Origin of the sequence: Bacillus sp. 1NLA3E (assembly GCF_000242895.2) — a bacterium.
Classification (GTDB): Bacteria; Bacillota; Bacilli; order Bacillales; family Cytobacillaceae; genus Bacillus_BU.
Map to the genome: position 1 here is coordinate 4,717,544 of NC_021171.1, position 15,150 is coordinate 4,732,693.

General features: G+C 39.6%; 18 protein-coding genes. 7 read left to right on the forward strand and 11 right to left on the reverse strand.

The genetic code is table 11. The annotated features are described in order from the left end of the window. Positions 1 to 38: 38 nt before the first annotated feature. Genes B1NLA3E_RS22630 through fdhD form a run of 4 tightly spaced genes read right to left on the reverse strand, consistent with a single transcriptional unit; the run spans position 39 to position 5,375 of the window. On the reverse strand, positions 39 to 749 hold the full coding sequence (locus tag B1NLA3E_RS22630; RefSeq protein WP_015596141.1) for a formate dehydrogenase subunit gamma: 711 nt from the start codon (positions 747 to 749) through the stop codon (positions 39 to 41). Beyond that, a complete protein-coding gene (locus B1NLA3E_RS22635; RefSeq protein ID WP_015596142.1) occupies positions 742 to 1,572 on the reverse strand; it encodes a 4Fe-4S dicluster domain-containing protein in 831 nt (276 codons plus the stop codon). Before B1NLA3E_RS22635 ends, B1NLA3E_RS22630 begins: the two co-directional genes overlap by 8 nt. Further along, on the reverse strand, positions 1,572 to 4,562 hold the full coding sequence (fdnG, locus tag B1NLA3E_RS22640; RefSeq protein WP_083935162.1) for a formate dehydrogenase-N subunit alpha: 2,991 nt from the start codon (positions 4,560 to 4,562) through the stop codon (positions 1,572 to 1,574). Before fdnG ends, B1NLA3E_RS22635 begins: the two co-directional genes overlap by 1 nt. A 48-nt stretch (positions 4,563 to 4,610) precedes the next feature. Beyond that, a complete protein-coding gene (gene fdhD / locus B1NLA3E_RS22650) occupies positions 4,611 to 5,375 on the reverse strand; it encodes a formate dehydrogenase accessory sulfurtransferase FdhD (protein ID WP_015596145.1) in 765 nt (254 codons plus the stop codon). 541 nt (positions 5,376 to 5,916) lie between these two features. Between fdhD and B1NLA3E_RS22655 the strand changes: the two genes are divergently transcribed. Both B1NLA3E_RS22655 and bshB2 read left to right on the forward strand, forming a co-directional pair. After that, positions 5,917 to 6,264, forward strand: coding sequence for a YojF family protein (locus B1NLA3E_RS22655; RefSeq protein ID WP_015596146.1), 348 nt, complete (start codon positions 5,917 to 5,919; stop codon positions 6,262 to 6,264). A gap of 70 nt (positions 6,265 to 6,334) precedes the next feature. Continuing rightward, entirely contained in the window at positions 6,335 to 7,000 is a 666-nt protein-coding gene (gene bshB2 / locus B1NLA3E_RS22660) for a bacillithiol biosynthesis deacetylase BshB2 (RefSeq protein ID WP_015596147.1), read from the forward strand. 65 nt (positions 7,001 to 7,065) lie between these two features. Here the strand turns inward: bshB2 and B1NLA3E_RS22665 are convergent, their stop codons facing one another. Together B1NLA3E_RS22665 and B1NLA3E_RS22670 are read right to left on the reverse strand one after the other, a co-directional pair. After that, positions 7,066 to 7,515 (reverse strand): SRPBCC family protein, encoded by a 450-nt coding sequence (locus B1NLA3E_RS22665; RefSeq protein ID WP_015596148.1) that lies wholly within the window; start codon positions 7,513 to 7,515, stop codon positions 7,066 to 7,068. 9 nt (positions 7,516 to 7,524) lie between these two features. Continuing rightward, positions 7,525 to 8,274, reverse strand: coding sequence for a Crp/Fnr family transcriptional regulator (locus B1NLA3E_RS22670; protein ID WP_015596149.1), 750 nt, complete (start codon positions 8,272 to 8,274; stop codon positions 7,525 to 7,527). Positions 8,275 to 8,837: 563 nt separating this feature from the next. Here B1NLA3E_RS22670 and B1NLA3E_RS25460 point away from each other — a divergent pair. The 3 genes from B1NLA3E_RS25460 to B1NLA3E_RS25465 are packed head-to-tail and all read left to right on the forward strand — an operon-like array spanning position 8,838 to position 9,547. Next, positions 8,838 to 8,984, forward strand: a complete 147-nt coding sequence (locus B1NLA3E_RS25460; RefSeq protein ID WP_187292128.1) for a hypothetical protein — start codon at positions 8,838 to 8,840, stop codon at positions 8,982 to 8,984. Between the two features lie 15 nt (positions 8,985 to 8,999). Continuing rightward, on the forward strand, positions 9,000 to 9,365 hold the full coding sequence (locus B1NLA3E_RS22675; RefSeq protein ID WP_041580806.1) for a FixH family protein: 366 nt from the start codon (positions 9,000 to 9,002) through the stop codon (positions 9,363 to 9,365). Positions 9,366 to 9,391: 26 nt separating this feature from the next. Next, complete coding sequence (locus B1NLA3E_RS25465) at positions 9,392 to 9,547, forward strand: hypothetical protein (protein WP_187292129.1); 156 nt, start codon at positions 9,392 to 9,394, stop codon at positions 9,545 to 9,547. A gap of 137 nt (positions 9,548 to 9,684) precedes the next feature. On the opposite strand, the gene B1NLA3E_RS22680 is transcribed toward B1NLA3E_RS25465, so the two are convergent. The 3 genes from B1NLA3E_RS22680 to ybaK form a co-directional block, all read right to left on the reverse strand. Beyond that, positions 9,685 to 10,551 carry a Cof-type HAD-IIB family hydrolase gene (locus B1NLA3E_RS22680; RefSeq protein ID WP_015596152.1) on the reverse strand — a complete coding sequence of 289 codons (867 nt, stop codon included), beginning with the start codon at positions 10,549 to 10,551 and terminating at the stop codon, positions 9,685 to 9,687. A gap of 79 nt (positions 10,552 to 10,630) precedes the next feature. Next, positions 10,631 to 11,296 (reverse strand): DNA alkylation repair protein, encoded by a 666-nt coding sequence (locus tag B1NLA3E_RS22685; RefSeq protein WP_015596153.1) that lies wholly within the window; start codon positions 11,294 to 11,296, stop codon positions 10,631 to 10,633. A 24-nt stretch (positions 11,297 to 11,320) separates the two neighbouring features. Further along, complete coding sequence (gene ybaK / locus B1NLA3E_RS22690; protein ID WP_015596154.1) at positions 11,321 to 11,800, reverse strand: Cys-tRNA(Pro) deacylase; 480 nt, start codon at positions 11,798 to 11,800, stop codon at positions 11,321 to 11,323. 149 nt (positions 11,801 to 11,949) lie between these two features. Between ybaK and B1NLA3E_RS22695 the strand changes: the two genes are divergently transcribed. Further along, positions 11,950 to 13,482, forward strand: a complete 1,533-nt coding sequence (locus B1NLA3E_RS22695; protein WP_015596155.1) for an FAD-dependent oxidoreductase — start codon at positions 11,950 to 11,952, stop codon at positions 13,480 to 13,482. A 40-nt stretch (positions 13,483 to 13,522) separates the two neighbouring features. Here the strand turns inward: B1NLA3E_RS22695 and B1NLA3E_RS22700 are convergent, their stop codons facing one another. Continuing rightward, positions 13,523 to 13,858, reverse strand: coding sequence for a YckD family protein (locus B1NLA3E_RS22700; protein ID WP_015596156.1), 336 nt, complete (start codon positions 13,856 to 13,858; stop codon positions 13,523 to 13,525). Positions 13,859 to 14,036: 178 nt separating this feature from the next. Here B1NLA3E_RS22700 and B1NLA3E_RS22705 point away from each other — a divergent pair, with 178 nt between their 5' ends. Next, a complete protein-coding gene (locus B1NLA3E_RS22705) occupies positions 14,037 to 14,285 on the forward strand; it encodes a hypothetical protein (RefSeq protein WP_015596157.1) in 249 nt (82 codons plus the stop codon). Positions 14,286 to 14,314: 29 nt separating this feature from the next. Here the strand turns inward: B1NLA3E_RS22705 and B1NLA3E_RS22710 are convergent, their stop codons facing one another. Beyond that, entirely contained in the window at positions 14,315 to 15,001 is a 687-nt protein-coding gene (locus tag B1NLA3E_RS22710; protein ID WP_041580807.1) for a Crp/Fnr family transcriptional regulator, read from the reverse strand. Positions 15,002 to 15,150 lie beyond the last annotated feature (149 nt).

Genomic DNA, 15,150 nt, shown 5'->3' on the forward strand with positions numbered 1-15,150 from the left:
CATTCCCAATATGATTTATAGCCTTCTGCTTTTACAGCTTAGGCTTCTTTATGGTGCTTTTCTTTTTTTTCTAGATCAGGGAAGTTGCCTTTTTTAACTTCTTCATCATACCATTCCGTGTAGTGGCTTTTTGCCCACCATGCCGGAACTCTTCCTGTAACAACGCCTTTAAAACCTGGAGCAGAATGCTTGTGGACGGCCGCTAAATAGATATGTCCTACAACCACTGCAGCAGCTAAGCCAAAGCCAACGTTATGGAAGAAATATCCCCACTGAGTTGCCCAAGCTGGGAAATATTCTGGGAACCAAATTGTCAATCCTGAACAGATAATCATGATTGCTGTAACAATCTGAATCCAAGAGTTAATTTTTTCTCCCGCATTAAAGAACGTTTGTGGGATATGCTTGAATTTAAAACCAAAGAGCTCTTTCCCTGTCTCCTGGAAAAATTGAAGATCGCGCTTTTTCCAAGTAACAATTTCTTTGAACCATTTGAATAAGCCTTTACGATCCCAAATAAACCAGATAATCGTTGGAGTCATAAACGTTACGGCAAATATTCTGTGTAATAATCGGGCATTTGCTGGACCACCAAGAACTGGATAGAGCCAGTCAAAAGCCTCGGTGTACATTGGTAATGCTGTGATATACAAGGCTAAGAATGAAAAGAAATTGATAGCATGTGCCCAAACAAATGCCTTTGAGAAACGTCTAACTTTAACCTGAGGTCCTTTTGGATGATTACTCATGGCTACCACCTCCATCTTCAACATTACCCTTGTCCTTATTAAATAATCGACTCGATACAAACATACCGATAACACCCATGGTTGTTGCACCAATCATCATTTTACCAATTGGTTGAGCATAATCCTTCCAAAGAACGGCAGATGTCGGCACCTTTGGATTCTCAGGAAGACCATATACAGATGGCTTTTCAGCTAATACATAAATAGTGTGCGTACCCTTTACTCCAGCTGGATTGTAAATATTGGCGTTCGGGAATCTGCTTTTTACTTCACTTAAGCGCGTCTCAGCTTTCTTAAGTATTTCATCCTTATTACCAAATGACATGGCGCCTGGATGACAAGTTGTTACACATGCTGGCTGTAAGCCTTCTTCAATGCGGTCCGTACACATTGTACATTTTGAAGCTTTTCTGTATTCTTTGCCATTGTTATCTGTGTAAGTAGCAAGTGAAATGACCTCAAATGGACAGTTATGTGTGCAATATCCGCAACCAACACACTTATCGTTGTCAACCACTACAGTACCAAATTCAGTATAACTAATCGCATTTTCAGGGCAAACTTTTTCACAAGCTGCATCTGTACAGTGGAAGCAAGCTGAGTGACGGAATAGGTATTCTAAATTGCCTTTTGAATTATCATGCTCAATAAATTGCAACACATTCCAAGTATGGGCAGTCACCTTTGCATGTGATTGATTACTACCTTGGAACGCTTCTGGTTCTGCCGGAAGGTCATTCCAGTTTTTACATGCAACCATACAAGCACGGCAACCATCACATTTGGTAACATCGACTAATTTTACGTACTCTTGTTTAGCCATTATTTTTTCCTCCTAACATCGCAAAGGAATGCTTTGTACTCTGGGATGTTGGTATTTGCATCCCCGATATGCGGAGTTAAGCGGTTTGCAATTCCACCAGTTGCAATTCCTTTGTAGCCGAAGTTCCATGGCATACCTACTTGGTGAACCGTTTTCCCTTTAATTTTAAATGGATTAAAACGCTTTGTGACCATTGCATAGGCTTCAATTTCACCGCGAGCAGTAGAAATAACGATCATATCTTTATTTTTAATGCCTCTTTCTTTTGCCAATTCTTCGCTGATCTCAACGAACATATGGGCTGCAACCTCTGCTAACCATGGTTGGTTTCGAGTCATTGCCCCAGATTGCCAGTGTTCAGCAACACGGTATGTTGTGGCAACGATCGGATATTTAGATGCATCGCCTTGGGCCATAAACTCTTCAGCACCAAATTTTGTTGCTGGGTTTAATTGGACACTTGAAAATGCGTTCGAAACTGGGCTTTCGTATGGTTCATAATGTTCAGGGAACGGACCATCATTCATAACCGCAAACAATCCACCTAATCCAGTTGGAAGCATGAAGTATGCATCTTTACCGCCTGGTGCTTCTGGAGCACGATCCTTCGGAAAATCTGGAACATCATATCCAACCCACAGGTTTTGCAGGGCGTCCCAATGGATACTTTCTTTTTCTTTTGACCACGGCTGACCAGCAGGTGTTGCTGCTGCACGATTACCTAGAACACGACGGTTTGCAGGCCAAGCAAACGACCAATTCAAATAGTTCCCCATGCCAGTGTCTTTATTATCACGACGTTGTGATAAGTTTTTACCTTCTTCTGGGTAGAAGCCTGAATAGATCCAGTTTCCACTTACAGTTGAACCGTCATCCATTAGCTTTGCAAATCCTGGTAAAAGTTTCTTAGTTGCAGTTTCATAACCATTGATTTCTCTAGCTACAAGGTCAATATTAACATTTTCCCCTTCGCCGTAATTCCATGACATTGCATTGATTTGAGCTGCCGCTGGACCTGCTTCATTTTTATAAAGTTCTTTTATTTTAAGAGCTAATTCGTGAATAATTTCAAGGTCTGCTCTTGATTCATGTTTCGGCTTGATGGCCTGCCAACGATATTGCATCCATCGACCACTGTTTGAAATCGATCCCTCTTTTTCAAACGAAGAACAAGCTGGTAGGAAGAATACTTCCGTATCAATCTCCGATGGAGTTGAACCTGCTCCTTTGCTTTGCCAGAAAGCAGATGTCTCAGTTTCCCAAAGGTCAATGGCAACAATCCATTTTAATTTTGAAAGTGCACCTTGTTCTTTATTGGAGTTCGGTCCACCAACAACTGGGTTTGTCCCAAACATGAATAAGCCTTCAATTTCACCCTTAGACATCGCATCAAAGATTCTCATATGAGAGTAATCCTTACCTGGTGTTAGCTTTGGCATGAACTGGTAACCAAATTCATTGGCCGCAGTGGCGTTATCACCATAATAAGCTTTAAGCATGCTAGTATAGAATTTTGGTTTATTTACCCAGTAGCCCGCTTTTGGTGTCACTTTACCTAAAAAGCCTTTATAGCTTGCCTCTTCAGGTGTTGATGTTGGTGTTTCCATATACCCATTAACATTATGATAAAGTAATCCAAAGTCTGTAGAACCTTGTACGTTTGATTCGCCACGCATCGCATTAATACCGCCGCCTTGTAAACCAAGGTTTCCAAGGAGAAGTTGTACGATTCCATAAGAACGAACGTTTTGTGATCCAACTGTATGCTGAGTTGTACCCATTGCATATAGAATCGTTCCTGATTTACCCGGCTTTCCAGTCTCAGCAAATGCTTTTACGACCTTTAGATAATCTTCTTTTGGTGTTCCTGTTACAGAAACAACTGTATCGATATCATATCTTGAATAGTGTTTCTTTAATAATTGGAAGACACTATGTGGATCTTGAAGAGTATTGTCTCTTACATACTTGCCTTCAGCGTCCATTTTGAACTTCCATTTTGTTTTATCATAGTTTCGCTTTGTTTCATCATATCCACTAAAAATACCATCATCAAATGAATACGTATCTTCAACAATCAGACCCGCATTCGTGTAATTAACAACGTATTCTTCATGGTATAGCTTGTTTTCGAGAATGTAATTAATCATTCCGCCCAAAAAGGCAATATCTGAGCCAGAACGAAGCTTTGCATAAATATCTGATTGGCTAGAAGTACGTGTAAAACGAGGGTCAACAGAAATTATTTTTGCGCCTTTTTCTTTGGCTTGTGTTAGCCATCTGAAACTGATTGGATGGTTTTCTGCAGGATTTGCTCCCATGATTAAAGCACAATCAGTATTTTTTAGATCAATCCAGTGATTTGTCATTGCTCCACGACCAACTGTAGGTGCCAGACCGGCAACCGTTGAGCTGTGTCATATTCGAGCCTGATGTTCTAAATAAGTTAAACCTAACCCGGCACGCATTAACTTACTTAATAGGTAAGTTTCCTCATTATCCAGGGCAGCTCCACCTAAACTGGCGATTGCTTCTGTTTTATTGACAGTAATTCCATTTTCCTGTGATACGAATGTGCGATCACGTGTATCTTTTACTTTTTGTGCGATCTTAGTTAGGGCCCAATCCCATTCAACTTCTTGCCACTTATCGGAACCTGGTGCGCGATACATCGGTGTTTTCATACGACGGTCTGAAGTATATACCTGACGTACTGTCGTTCCTTTACTACATAAGGTTCCTTCGTTGATTGGATTATCAGGATCTCCTTCGGTGTAAACTACATCATTGCCTTCAGCATTAGCATAGACGAGAATTCCGCAACCCACTCCACAGTATGGACAAATGGTTGGTGTTGGTTTTAAAGCAGCAATCTTAAAATCTTTTGCTTTAGCTTTAGCTTTCATATCATCAAAGCCAAGCTCCACTACAGCCAATGTTGCTGCTGTTGCACCGGACAATTTCAGAAATTGTCTTCTTGTAAATTCCATTGTTCTAGCCCCCTCTACTTCTTGTACAAAACATTTATTCAATCCTAATTAATAGGAAGAACCCCCCACTTTACTTTCCACTAAATCATTGATCACTCTTCCGAATGATGTATAGGGAATCGCCATCTTTCCTCTTAAATAACCAATAATCTCTATATTTAAATATTTAGCTAACTGAACAGCTTGTTTCGTTGCTGCTGTTCGCGAGCCAATAACAGCAAAACCAAATTTCGCAGCTTTAGAGAGCATTTCATATGAAACTCTCCCTGTAGTTAATAATATTAATTGCTGCGGATCTAACCGATTTCTTAGACTGTGGCCAATGATTTTGTCCACAGCATTGTGGCGTCCAATGTCCTCACGAACAACGATGCTACCATCTTCTTGGACGATGCAGGCCCCGTGCATCCCACCTGCTTCAATATATAAAGGTGAATTTTGAGCGAATTGACTCTGCTTCTTTAATAGATAGCTTAATTGATAGCTTTGTAATGAGTTAACCCTGTCAAAACTCTTAACATCCGTCATCGAAAAAAAGGTTACCCCTCGTCCACAGCCTGCTGTATAGTGCTTCTTTTTAGAAAAAAACTTATCGCTATCAAATGCTTCATGAAGAGTTGCATTGATGGTACCCATCTCTTCATTCACTACTACATTTAAAACGTCTTCTACCTTCTCTATTAATCCCTCAGAATATAAATAACCGTAAGTCCAATCGACCAGGTCAAAACTCGTCAATTGAAAAACAGCAATTTCAAATCCATTCACAATTAATGAAATAGGGTATTCTTCTGGACACCCTTTTCTGTTCATCACTACACCCCTTTCTGGCTTTTGTAACCTTCCGGGATTTGAAGAATTGTCTTCCCTTTTACATTTTAGAGACCCGAAATAATACACCTTGAGACTTTTATCACAATAGGAAGTATTATCCTATTTACACTAAGGAAATAGAGAATAACCACCTATTTATAATTTACACCACAAACTCAAAGTGACAGCGTTTACATTGTGTCAAAATATTATCAAATCATTGTCTTTTTTGGGTCAATTTAGTGAATTAGCATAATAAATTAGGTAACTATGGATTTAACCAAATTAATGATAGTTACTTGCTTTATTTATCTTAATCTGTCCTTCACTTAAACACAGTAACTTTTCTCACGTTCCAGACAAAATTTCGACATTTTTTTGACTTTTTATTTTTTTGCTGATAGGAGTTTGGTGTGAAAAGATTATTTTGTTCGTATTTTTCGCAAATTGATGTTGTTTTTAGTAAAATTAAACTACGTCATTGTAAAAGTATACAAACAGTGTCTACCACTTGGAACTGAACTAGAAAGGAGAGACTGCAATGGAGCAAATAATTCCAGAAAAGGTTCAAGAAGAAATTGATCGTTACCAAAATCAGAATGTTTATCTTCACCTGGAAACAACTAACGGAGCCTATGCTTCTCACCATAATGAAGCCATTCTTTCGGCGGGTGCTTATATTCGAAACGCCTTGATTCAATATGAAAGAGGGAAAATTATTGGAACTGGTCCTTATCGAGTTGGATTAAAATTAGGGATTGGTTGGGTATATGCTGAAGGACTTACTCATTTTGAAATAGATGACAAGGGGCGGCTATTACTTGCTGGGCATGATAATCAAGGGAAACTGGCCGTAGCCCTCGAGATTAGCGCAACACCATTTGAATAACGAAAAACGAAAAACTTGTCGCCATTAGGCGCTTGAGCTAAACGATAAGAATAAGAAAGGAGTTTTCCAGATGGAAAAAGAGCGGCAACTATTAGTGGTATTCCCACACCCAGACGATGAAGCATTTGGAGTCTCCGGAACGATTGCAACCCATGTACAAAATGGGACTCCTGTGACATACGCGTGCTTAACCTTAGGAGAGATGGGACGCAATATGGGCAATCCTCCGTTTGCTACCCGTGAATCACTGCCTAAAATCAGAACGGCAGAACTTCAAAATGCAGCAAAGGTCCTAGGTATCAACGATTTGAGAATGATGGGATTACGGGATAAAACAATTGAATTTGAGGATGAAGAAATGCTGATTAATATGGTATCGTCACTGATATCAGAAGTAAAACCTTCCTTGATCATTTCATTTTACCCTGGATACTCTGTTCATCCAGACCACGATGCTACAGGGGCAGCTGTTGTTCGTGCAGTAGCAAAGATTCCTGCAGAAAACCGGCCAACTCTTCATTGTGTAGCCTTTTCTAAAAACTGTGAACAAGAAATTGGGGAACCCGATATCGTTAATGATGTCAGTGCTGTGGCGGAGATCAAGTTGAATGCCATCAAAGCCCATATTTCGCAAACACAATTAATGGTCGCAGATATGGCAGATAAACTTAGTGAAAATGATCCAGAAATGATTGCAAGAATGCTTTATGAACGGTTTTGGAATTATAAATTCTGATAAAAACGTTAGATTTTCGGGGACCTTTCCCATGTCAAAGAGCCCGTCATTAGTTGACAGGCTCTTTATGTTTGTTGTTTTTCTGATTCAAGCACTTCTTTTAAATGGCGAAGATTATCGCCATCTTCTTGTTTGATCATTTTTACGAGAAAAGGCTTGGTTAGTTTCATAAACCAACCTTGCGTTTTCATCTCGGCAAAAAATTGAGCCTGGGTTCCCTCGACGATTTCCTCGAAAGTGTAACGATAAAGAATAGTCAATCCATTAGAAACCCCAGAGATTACATAGGATTTATTTTGCCGAAACTCAATAATCTCCCACTCCGTTTTGCCCTCTTTCCCACGGATATTACGGGTTTCGATAAAGATACTCCCAACCCGAATAGGTCCTTCTGTAATCTTTTCCATTCCCAACACGTTTGACATATAAAGCGGCATATTCTCAAGATTTGCCGCAAAAGAAAAAACTTCTTCAAGCGGTCGATGAATTATCGCATTTCCAAAAAAATCTACCATCCGTGCACCTCAACGTGAAATTTTTTGATGAGCAGGAGAGCAGAACCGACACCAATCAAGGATGATTATTTTCTTTCCCTGAATATCGATTACTCCCTCTTTTTTTAACTTTGAAAAAACTCTGCTGACGCTTTCCCGCGTTGTTCCCACCAATGATGCAAACTCCTGAACCGTAAGAGGGATTTCGATATACACGCGATTACAATGGTTTGCACCAAATTTAGCAGCTAGTCGCTCCAAGGTTTTAAGGGTTTTTGTATAAACATCAAGGAGCGCAATATCCCTTAAAATCGAGGTCATGTCTCTTAACTGCTCACTCATATAACGAATGATTTGAACAGCCATTTCCGGTGAACTCATTAATTCACTTTCTAGATCATCTGTATTAAGGAAATAGACCACACCCTCTTGTACCATCTTTGCGGTGGCGGGGTAAAGCTGTTCCGATTTATTGAACAGGCAGGCTTCGGCAAAGATTTCACCCTTTTTCTTAATGCAAACAATGACTTCGTTTCCTTGTTCATCCTGCTTAGTTAGTTTCACAATTCCTGAGTGGACGAAAAAGACACCCTTCGCTTCTTCATACTCTGAAATGATTTGAATTCCCTTTTTATAAGTCTTCTTCATGATGCGTTTGTCTAATAATGCAACGGACTTTTTTGGGAGATCTTTAAAAACATCAATTTTCCCTAAAAACTCTTCAACTGCCGGTACGTCAACCACATTTAAATGTGAATCAACCATGATTTCGTTGTTCATTACATCATTCCTTCCCTCTACTACTATGTAACTATTTTATCCATTTTAGCTAGACAATAAAGTGATTTATTTCACATAAATAACTCCAAGCAGCGAACGGCTTCACCCTTCCCCCCTTGCGCTTCACATAAGCTTCACAAAAAAAGAGATATTTTGTGAGGTTCTTCACTAAAATAGGCGTTCAGCCAAGATAAGATGAATTTGTAACAATTTTCAAGGTGGGGAAGGAAAACTTAATAGCCAATGGTTTTTGACCCGCCTGTAGTGTCGTGATCATTGTTTCTATCAGCATGCTATTTCAGGCCTCTGTTCCTTCTTCCTACACGATTTTGCTTTACTATCTTATCTGCTAAACGTATCCTATGAAAATGTAAAGCTTTTTTCCCTTGCCTATTTTTTAAATCCAATTCCTGCCGTCAGAATGTTTTTTGAGTCGGGACTAGGGGTATACTCGTTAGGACATATGTCAAAGCTTCGTAATCGTTTATGAGCGGCAATTTATTGGTTTGGGTGATAATATCATTCTTACTAGCTTTCTTTTTTCACCGAAAGGAGGGGGCCGAATGATTGAGATTAAAGACATTTGCCAATTTATAGGCGAGCCGTGGGCTTGTGGTGAAATTAAGCAGGTTTGTACTCTTGTTACTTTCTTAGAAAATCAAAAGCTACAAAAATACACCGTTGAACAATTTTTACTGGTTAATGGTTAGGAGGAAATGATCATCATGAAAAAGGCCATCTTTTTAGGTTTACTTGCTGTTGTACTGCTTCTCGCTGGGTGCGGGACAGGGGAGAATTGGAAGGTTGAATTTACCAAGCCACTTCAATTTATCCAAGGGAAAGAAGCTCCATTTGAAATTCGAGTGACCGAGGATAAAAAACCGGTTACTGGTATAAATGCTACTGCGGAAATTGAAATGGTAACGATGAACCATGGAACCATCAATGTTCGGCTCACCGAGGGAAAGGATGGGCGCTACCAAGGAAAAGCTCAGTTGACAATGCCTGGTCAATACACGGTCACTTTCAAATTTAAAAAGGGCGGGTACACCGTTGAGAAAACGCTAGAAATAGAAGTAAAAAAGGGGTAGGTGTTGCCACGGTTAATGGCGAAACGATGCTGATTCGTTTACGTTCATTGGACATGCTGGCAATAGAGAAGGGGCACACAGCTACTAGCGCAGAAGTATCAAATGAGGTTAACAGCATTCGTGAAAAATATGAAGATTTGCTCGTCTACCAAGTAAATTCGTTAAAGATTGAAATTTTATAATTGATTTCGGTAGTAGCCTGTGTGAGGGTGCTTTTTGTTATTTTGAGAAGATGATCCAAATAGGGGGCGAATTCTCATTCTTTGTGACCCTCCACAAACATAAAAAACCGCCCATAAACTTCATCAATTTACCTATCCTAAACTGAATCCTGCAATGCCCTCATAATTGCCTTCCCGACGCCGTCATCAGCATTGGTTGCTGTAACATACCGGCATTTTTCCTTAATATGGTCAGCAGCATTTCCCATTGCAACGGAGTGACCAACGCGGGTTAACATGGACAAATCATTATCGTTATCGCCAATCGCCATTGTTTCTAAAAGTGGTATATTTTTAATCTTAGCAAATTCCTCCAATGCGACACCCTTTTGTGCGTCTTTAGAGGTAATTTCTAAATTTCCATGTCCTGAAGAACTCACAGCAAACGCATTAAACTCAGCTAATGCTTGACGAACAGTCAACAGCTGATCAACATCACCCGAGAATGCCAGCAATTTATAAACATGATAACTTTTATCCACAAAAATTTTATCGTACTGGTCGACTACTTTAACGTATCCAGACTTGATCCTTTGCTTGGCTACTTTTTCAACTTCATCCCTTGAATAATGATGATTGGCACTAGTGAAAATATCGACCATGACCGAAACAGCCTTTTCCTGATCCGTCGTGTACGTTCCTTTGTTCGTGTACATTTCAAAATATACGCCGTGCTTTACAAGAGTTTGGGCTACAAAATTGGCAAGTTCTTTTGCTAAGGGGTGTGAAGATACAATGGTCCCATCCTTTGCCCGTACCTCTGCTCCATTTACACAGATCACTGAACAATCTATTTCAGCTTCCTTTAAGACAAGCAGGGCTTCTTGATAGGAACGTCCTGTTGCAATCACAAATTCTATTCCTTTTGCTTGAGCAAGCCTGATCGCCTCTTTATTGGCTGTTGAGACTCCTTTGTTTCCTGTTAAAAGTGTTCCATCCATATCACTTGCGATGAGTTTAATCATATGTATACTCCTTCTTCATGCTGCTTCCTCATGATTTCCATATAAATCCATTGTAACATGGTTATTAACAAAAGACTGTTTAGATATATTTTGAGCCCTCGCGAACGCTCAGTGGCATAAGCGTACTTGTGGAAATAAATTTCCTGACCGACTCTTGGTTGGTCTTGGAGTACTCTCGTAGCGCCCAACCAATCGCCTTTTGAATGAAAAATTCCTTACTATCGGCATTGGCCAATATAAATCGGTAAAGGATCTCCTCATTGGTTGCTTCCTTATATTTTAGCTGAAAGAGAATAGCAGTCCGACGTAACCACATGTTTTCATGCTCTGACCATCCCGAGATGAAGCTCGGAATAAGTTCCGGTGATTTGGCAGCAATATGCCCAACAGGATGCGCCGCCAGCGTATCAACCGTGTCCCACCATGATTTAGTGGTAATTAAATCGGACATTAAACTTATATGATTTTTATTCAGCTGTTTCATCATTTTTGTTATGTATTCTAATGCAACATATTGATATTCCCGTTCAGGTTGATCCCAAAGCTCATAAATAAATTCTTCTTGAAAAGCCTCCTTCAAAATCCCGGACTGGTGATAAAAGTTTTTCAAAATGGGTTGCCGTTCAGGCTTCTTAATCCCTAAGAAAGGAAATTTATTTTTCATATACTTTTCCATCGGACCTGCTTGGTCTATATTGCGACGCTCTTCTAGTAAATCTTTTATTAACTCAATATAACTTTTCATTTTCGGTTCACTCCTTTTAAAAAGTCAATCCTTTACCAACTCGATGATGGTTGCATCAGCTATAGTCTGTAAATTTTCAACCGCTAGCTCAACCTGGACTCCAATTTTCCCTCCGCTTACAATGATCGTTTCTAACCGTGTCGATTGGCTGTCAATAAAGGTTGGGTAGTGCTTTTTCATCCCAACAGGTGAGCAGCCCCCACGAATATAACCAGTTTGGGCTTGGATTTCTTTTACTGGTAATAAATCCAGCTTTTTCTCAGCCGCCGCTTTGGCAGCCTTTTTTAAGTCGAGCTCCGCCCCAACAGGAATAACAAACACATATATATTTTTACTAGTCGCTTGGGCTACTAATGTTTTATATACCATCACTGGATCCTTATTTATTTTTCCAGCAACCGCAATCCCATCAATTTTCCCATCCTTATTATCATAATGGTGAATTTGATAGTTTACCTTTTGAGCATCAAGAATTCTCATTGCATTTGTCTTACCTTGCGCCATGACCTCAGCTCCTTTTTCTATATAGTTCAGTATAGCGAAAAAAATTTTTTTTAGGCAAATAATAAATGGTTTTCATTCTAACACATGAAACTCCAAAAATAGGAAAAATTATCTGTAGCATATCATTTTCTTTGAGGAGGATCTTTCCTATGATTGAAAGCTTTGGTTCAAATCGGTTGCCTCGATATCCTGAGCCCTATTGGCTAGACTCCGTTACACTCCCCAAGTTCTCAGCTTTAGGTGACGACATTTCTGTTGATGTGGCGATCGTGGGAGCGGGGATTACTGGACTAACGAGCGCTTATTTATTAACAAAACAAGGATTAAAAGTAGCCTTGGTTGATACGGGTACGATCCTAAATGGCACAACCGGACATACCACCGCAAAAATCACCGCTCAGCATGGGCTTATTTACGATGAGCTCACCACGAGCCTAGGTGAAGAAACGGCCAGACTGTATTATGAAGCCGCCAGTACCGCAATGAATTTTATTAAAAACATGGTGAAGGAACAAAACATTGATTGTGATCTTACCGAAGAGGACGCCTATATTTATACCAGGTCAACAGACTACATGCAACAGCTCCAAAATGAATTTAAAGTCTATGAAAAATTAGGAATTGAGAGGGAATATGTTTCCTCAACTACACTTCCATTTGAAGTAACTAGTGCGATTGTCATGAAAAATCAGGCTCAATTTCATCCACTTAAATATTTGCTTCATCTCGTCAATGAGATTACCAAACAAGGTGGGCTTATTTTTGAAAAAACAACCGCAATTGATATTGAAACCGGGCCAAAACCAAAGGTCGTTACCAAAAATGGATATAAAATTTCTTGTAATTATATGATTATAGCCTCTCATTTTCCGTTTGAGGATAAAGCTGGTTTCTATTTTGCAAGAATGCATGTAGAACGTTCTTATGTCCTGGCAGTTAAAACAAAGACAGATTTTACAGGTGGAATGTACATCAATGCCGAGCAGCCCACACGCTCAATCCGCTATACAACCATGAACGGAGATAAGCTTGTCCTCTTTAGCGGCGACCATCATAAAACTGGACAGGGGATTGCGACGATAAAACATTACGAAGCACTTGAGGCATTTGCTGAAGAAACATTTGGCATAAAAGAGATTCCTTATCGTTGGTCTGCACAGGATTTAATAACCACCGACAAAGTACCTTATATCGGTGCGATCACGGGTAACCGCCCAAATGTATATGTTGCAACTGGCTATAGGAAATGGGGCATGACGAACGGAACAGCCGCTTCAATGGTCCTTTCCGATCTCATCTTAGGAAAAGGGAGCGACTTTGAAAAGCTCTACAGCCCACAAAGGTTCCATACCAACCCTGATCTTAAAAAATTAGTATCGACCAATTTAGATGTGGCAAAGCATTTAATCAAAGGGAAATTTGAAATGATCACCAGGCAGGCTGAAGATCTGGAAAATGATGAGGGCGCTATCGTTACCGTAAATGGCGAACGGGCGGGAGCTTACAGAGATCCTGATGGCTGTTTGCATATTGTTGATTCCACCTGTACCCATATGGGCTGTGAAGTTGAATGGAATAACGGCGATCGGACATGGGATTGCCCATGCCATGGATCAAGGTATTCCATAAACGGAGATGTAGTCGATGGCCCAACCGAAAAGCCGCTAAAAAAAATAAAATAATCTCTAAACGAAAGAGCTCAGTCCGGGACTGAGCTCTTGTTTATGGCTTATTTGGCATTTGGGCTTTATGGTGATTAGGTGGCATTCTAAAAATAAAACCGTTCTGTTCAAGCATTTCATAATGCTTTTCAAAGTGGGAAATAATCATTTGCCCTTTTTCCTCTGGAATGACACCAAATTCAACATACTTCAGGATCATCTCTTTCTTTTTTTCAAGAATATCCTTATGGAGATTGGCTAATTCCGTTTTCTGTTGCTCCGTTAATTGAACTGCCGGTTTAGCTGGCTTTCCCGGATTATTCTCACCGTAGGCAACCGTAAACATGGTCGAAGATAAGAGTAAACAAACGATCATACTCCATAAATATTTACGCATTCAAACCCCTCCTTTTATGTGTACAACATATTGTTTTCTATAAGGAAAAGTTTTATGTATGTTTTTTCCAATAGATCACAAAATGTGTCACTTGATATATATCAATGTTTCTTAGAGAAACAGATTGTATATTTAGGACAAGTTTAAAATAAAACATAAACCAAGGAGTTGATAACTAATGTTTCAAGCTAAACAAGAAGGGGTCCGCATGATCATCGATGTTCGTGAAATGGTGAAACGAGGCATGCACCCTCGGAAAGAAATCATTGATTGTATTCATCAAGCAGTAAAAGGAACAATTTTCGAAATACACCTACCACACCCAGGTCAACCACTCATTTCCGCGATTGAACAATTGGGGTTAGATTGTGTAATCAATGAGTTAGGACCTGATCATTTCCGATTATTAACCTTAAAAATGGAATAGCCGACCTTCAAGGTTCGGCTATTTCCATATTAATATTTAGCTATTTCTATTAATTCATCTATCGATAAAAGATGGATTCCTTTTCTTCCGTTTAGTTCCAATAGCTGAAGGGATTGAAAGTGAACTAACTTCCTGCTTAAGGTCTCGGGAGTGGTACCAATAAACGAGGCAAGATCTTTCTTGGAAACAGGCAATTCAAACTCCACTTTATTGGCTATCTCATAAAATGATAAAAGGGCTTTGGCCAAGCGCTTCTCGACTTCTAATAAGCTAATTGCACCTATCCATTCATCCGCTAATTGTAGCCGCTCACTTAAGACCAACATATATTTCATGGCTATATTAGGATTACGCTCTAATATTTCCCTAAAATCGTCCCTGCGAATGAGACAAACTGTACTGTCCTCTAGAACAGCAGCATGGGCATAATGTTGTTTGTTTTCTAATAAAGCGTACTGACCAAAAAAATCACCCTCAAACAAAAAGCGAATAATTTGCTCTTTCCCTTCATCTGAGTGCTTCATAAGTTTAACCATTCCGGTATGAACAATATAAAGTGTGTCGGATTGTTCTCCCTCCCGGAAAATATATTCGCCTTTTTGATAAGATTGATTTCTTACCGCCAGCTGGACAAGCCTCATTTCCTCATCCGTTAGTCCTTTAAAAATTGGGACATTTCGTACACAGCCTACTTTGGTATGGCAATGGCAGTCCAAAAACTCACCTCATTTGTTTATGATCCTTATCTTAGGATACCAAACTCCCAGTAGAAAATAGTGCTTTAAATCATCTTCAACTGAAACATACTAATATTGATGTACATCAAGGTTAGTTTTTGTGATATTGATTATTATTATCATATGAA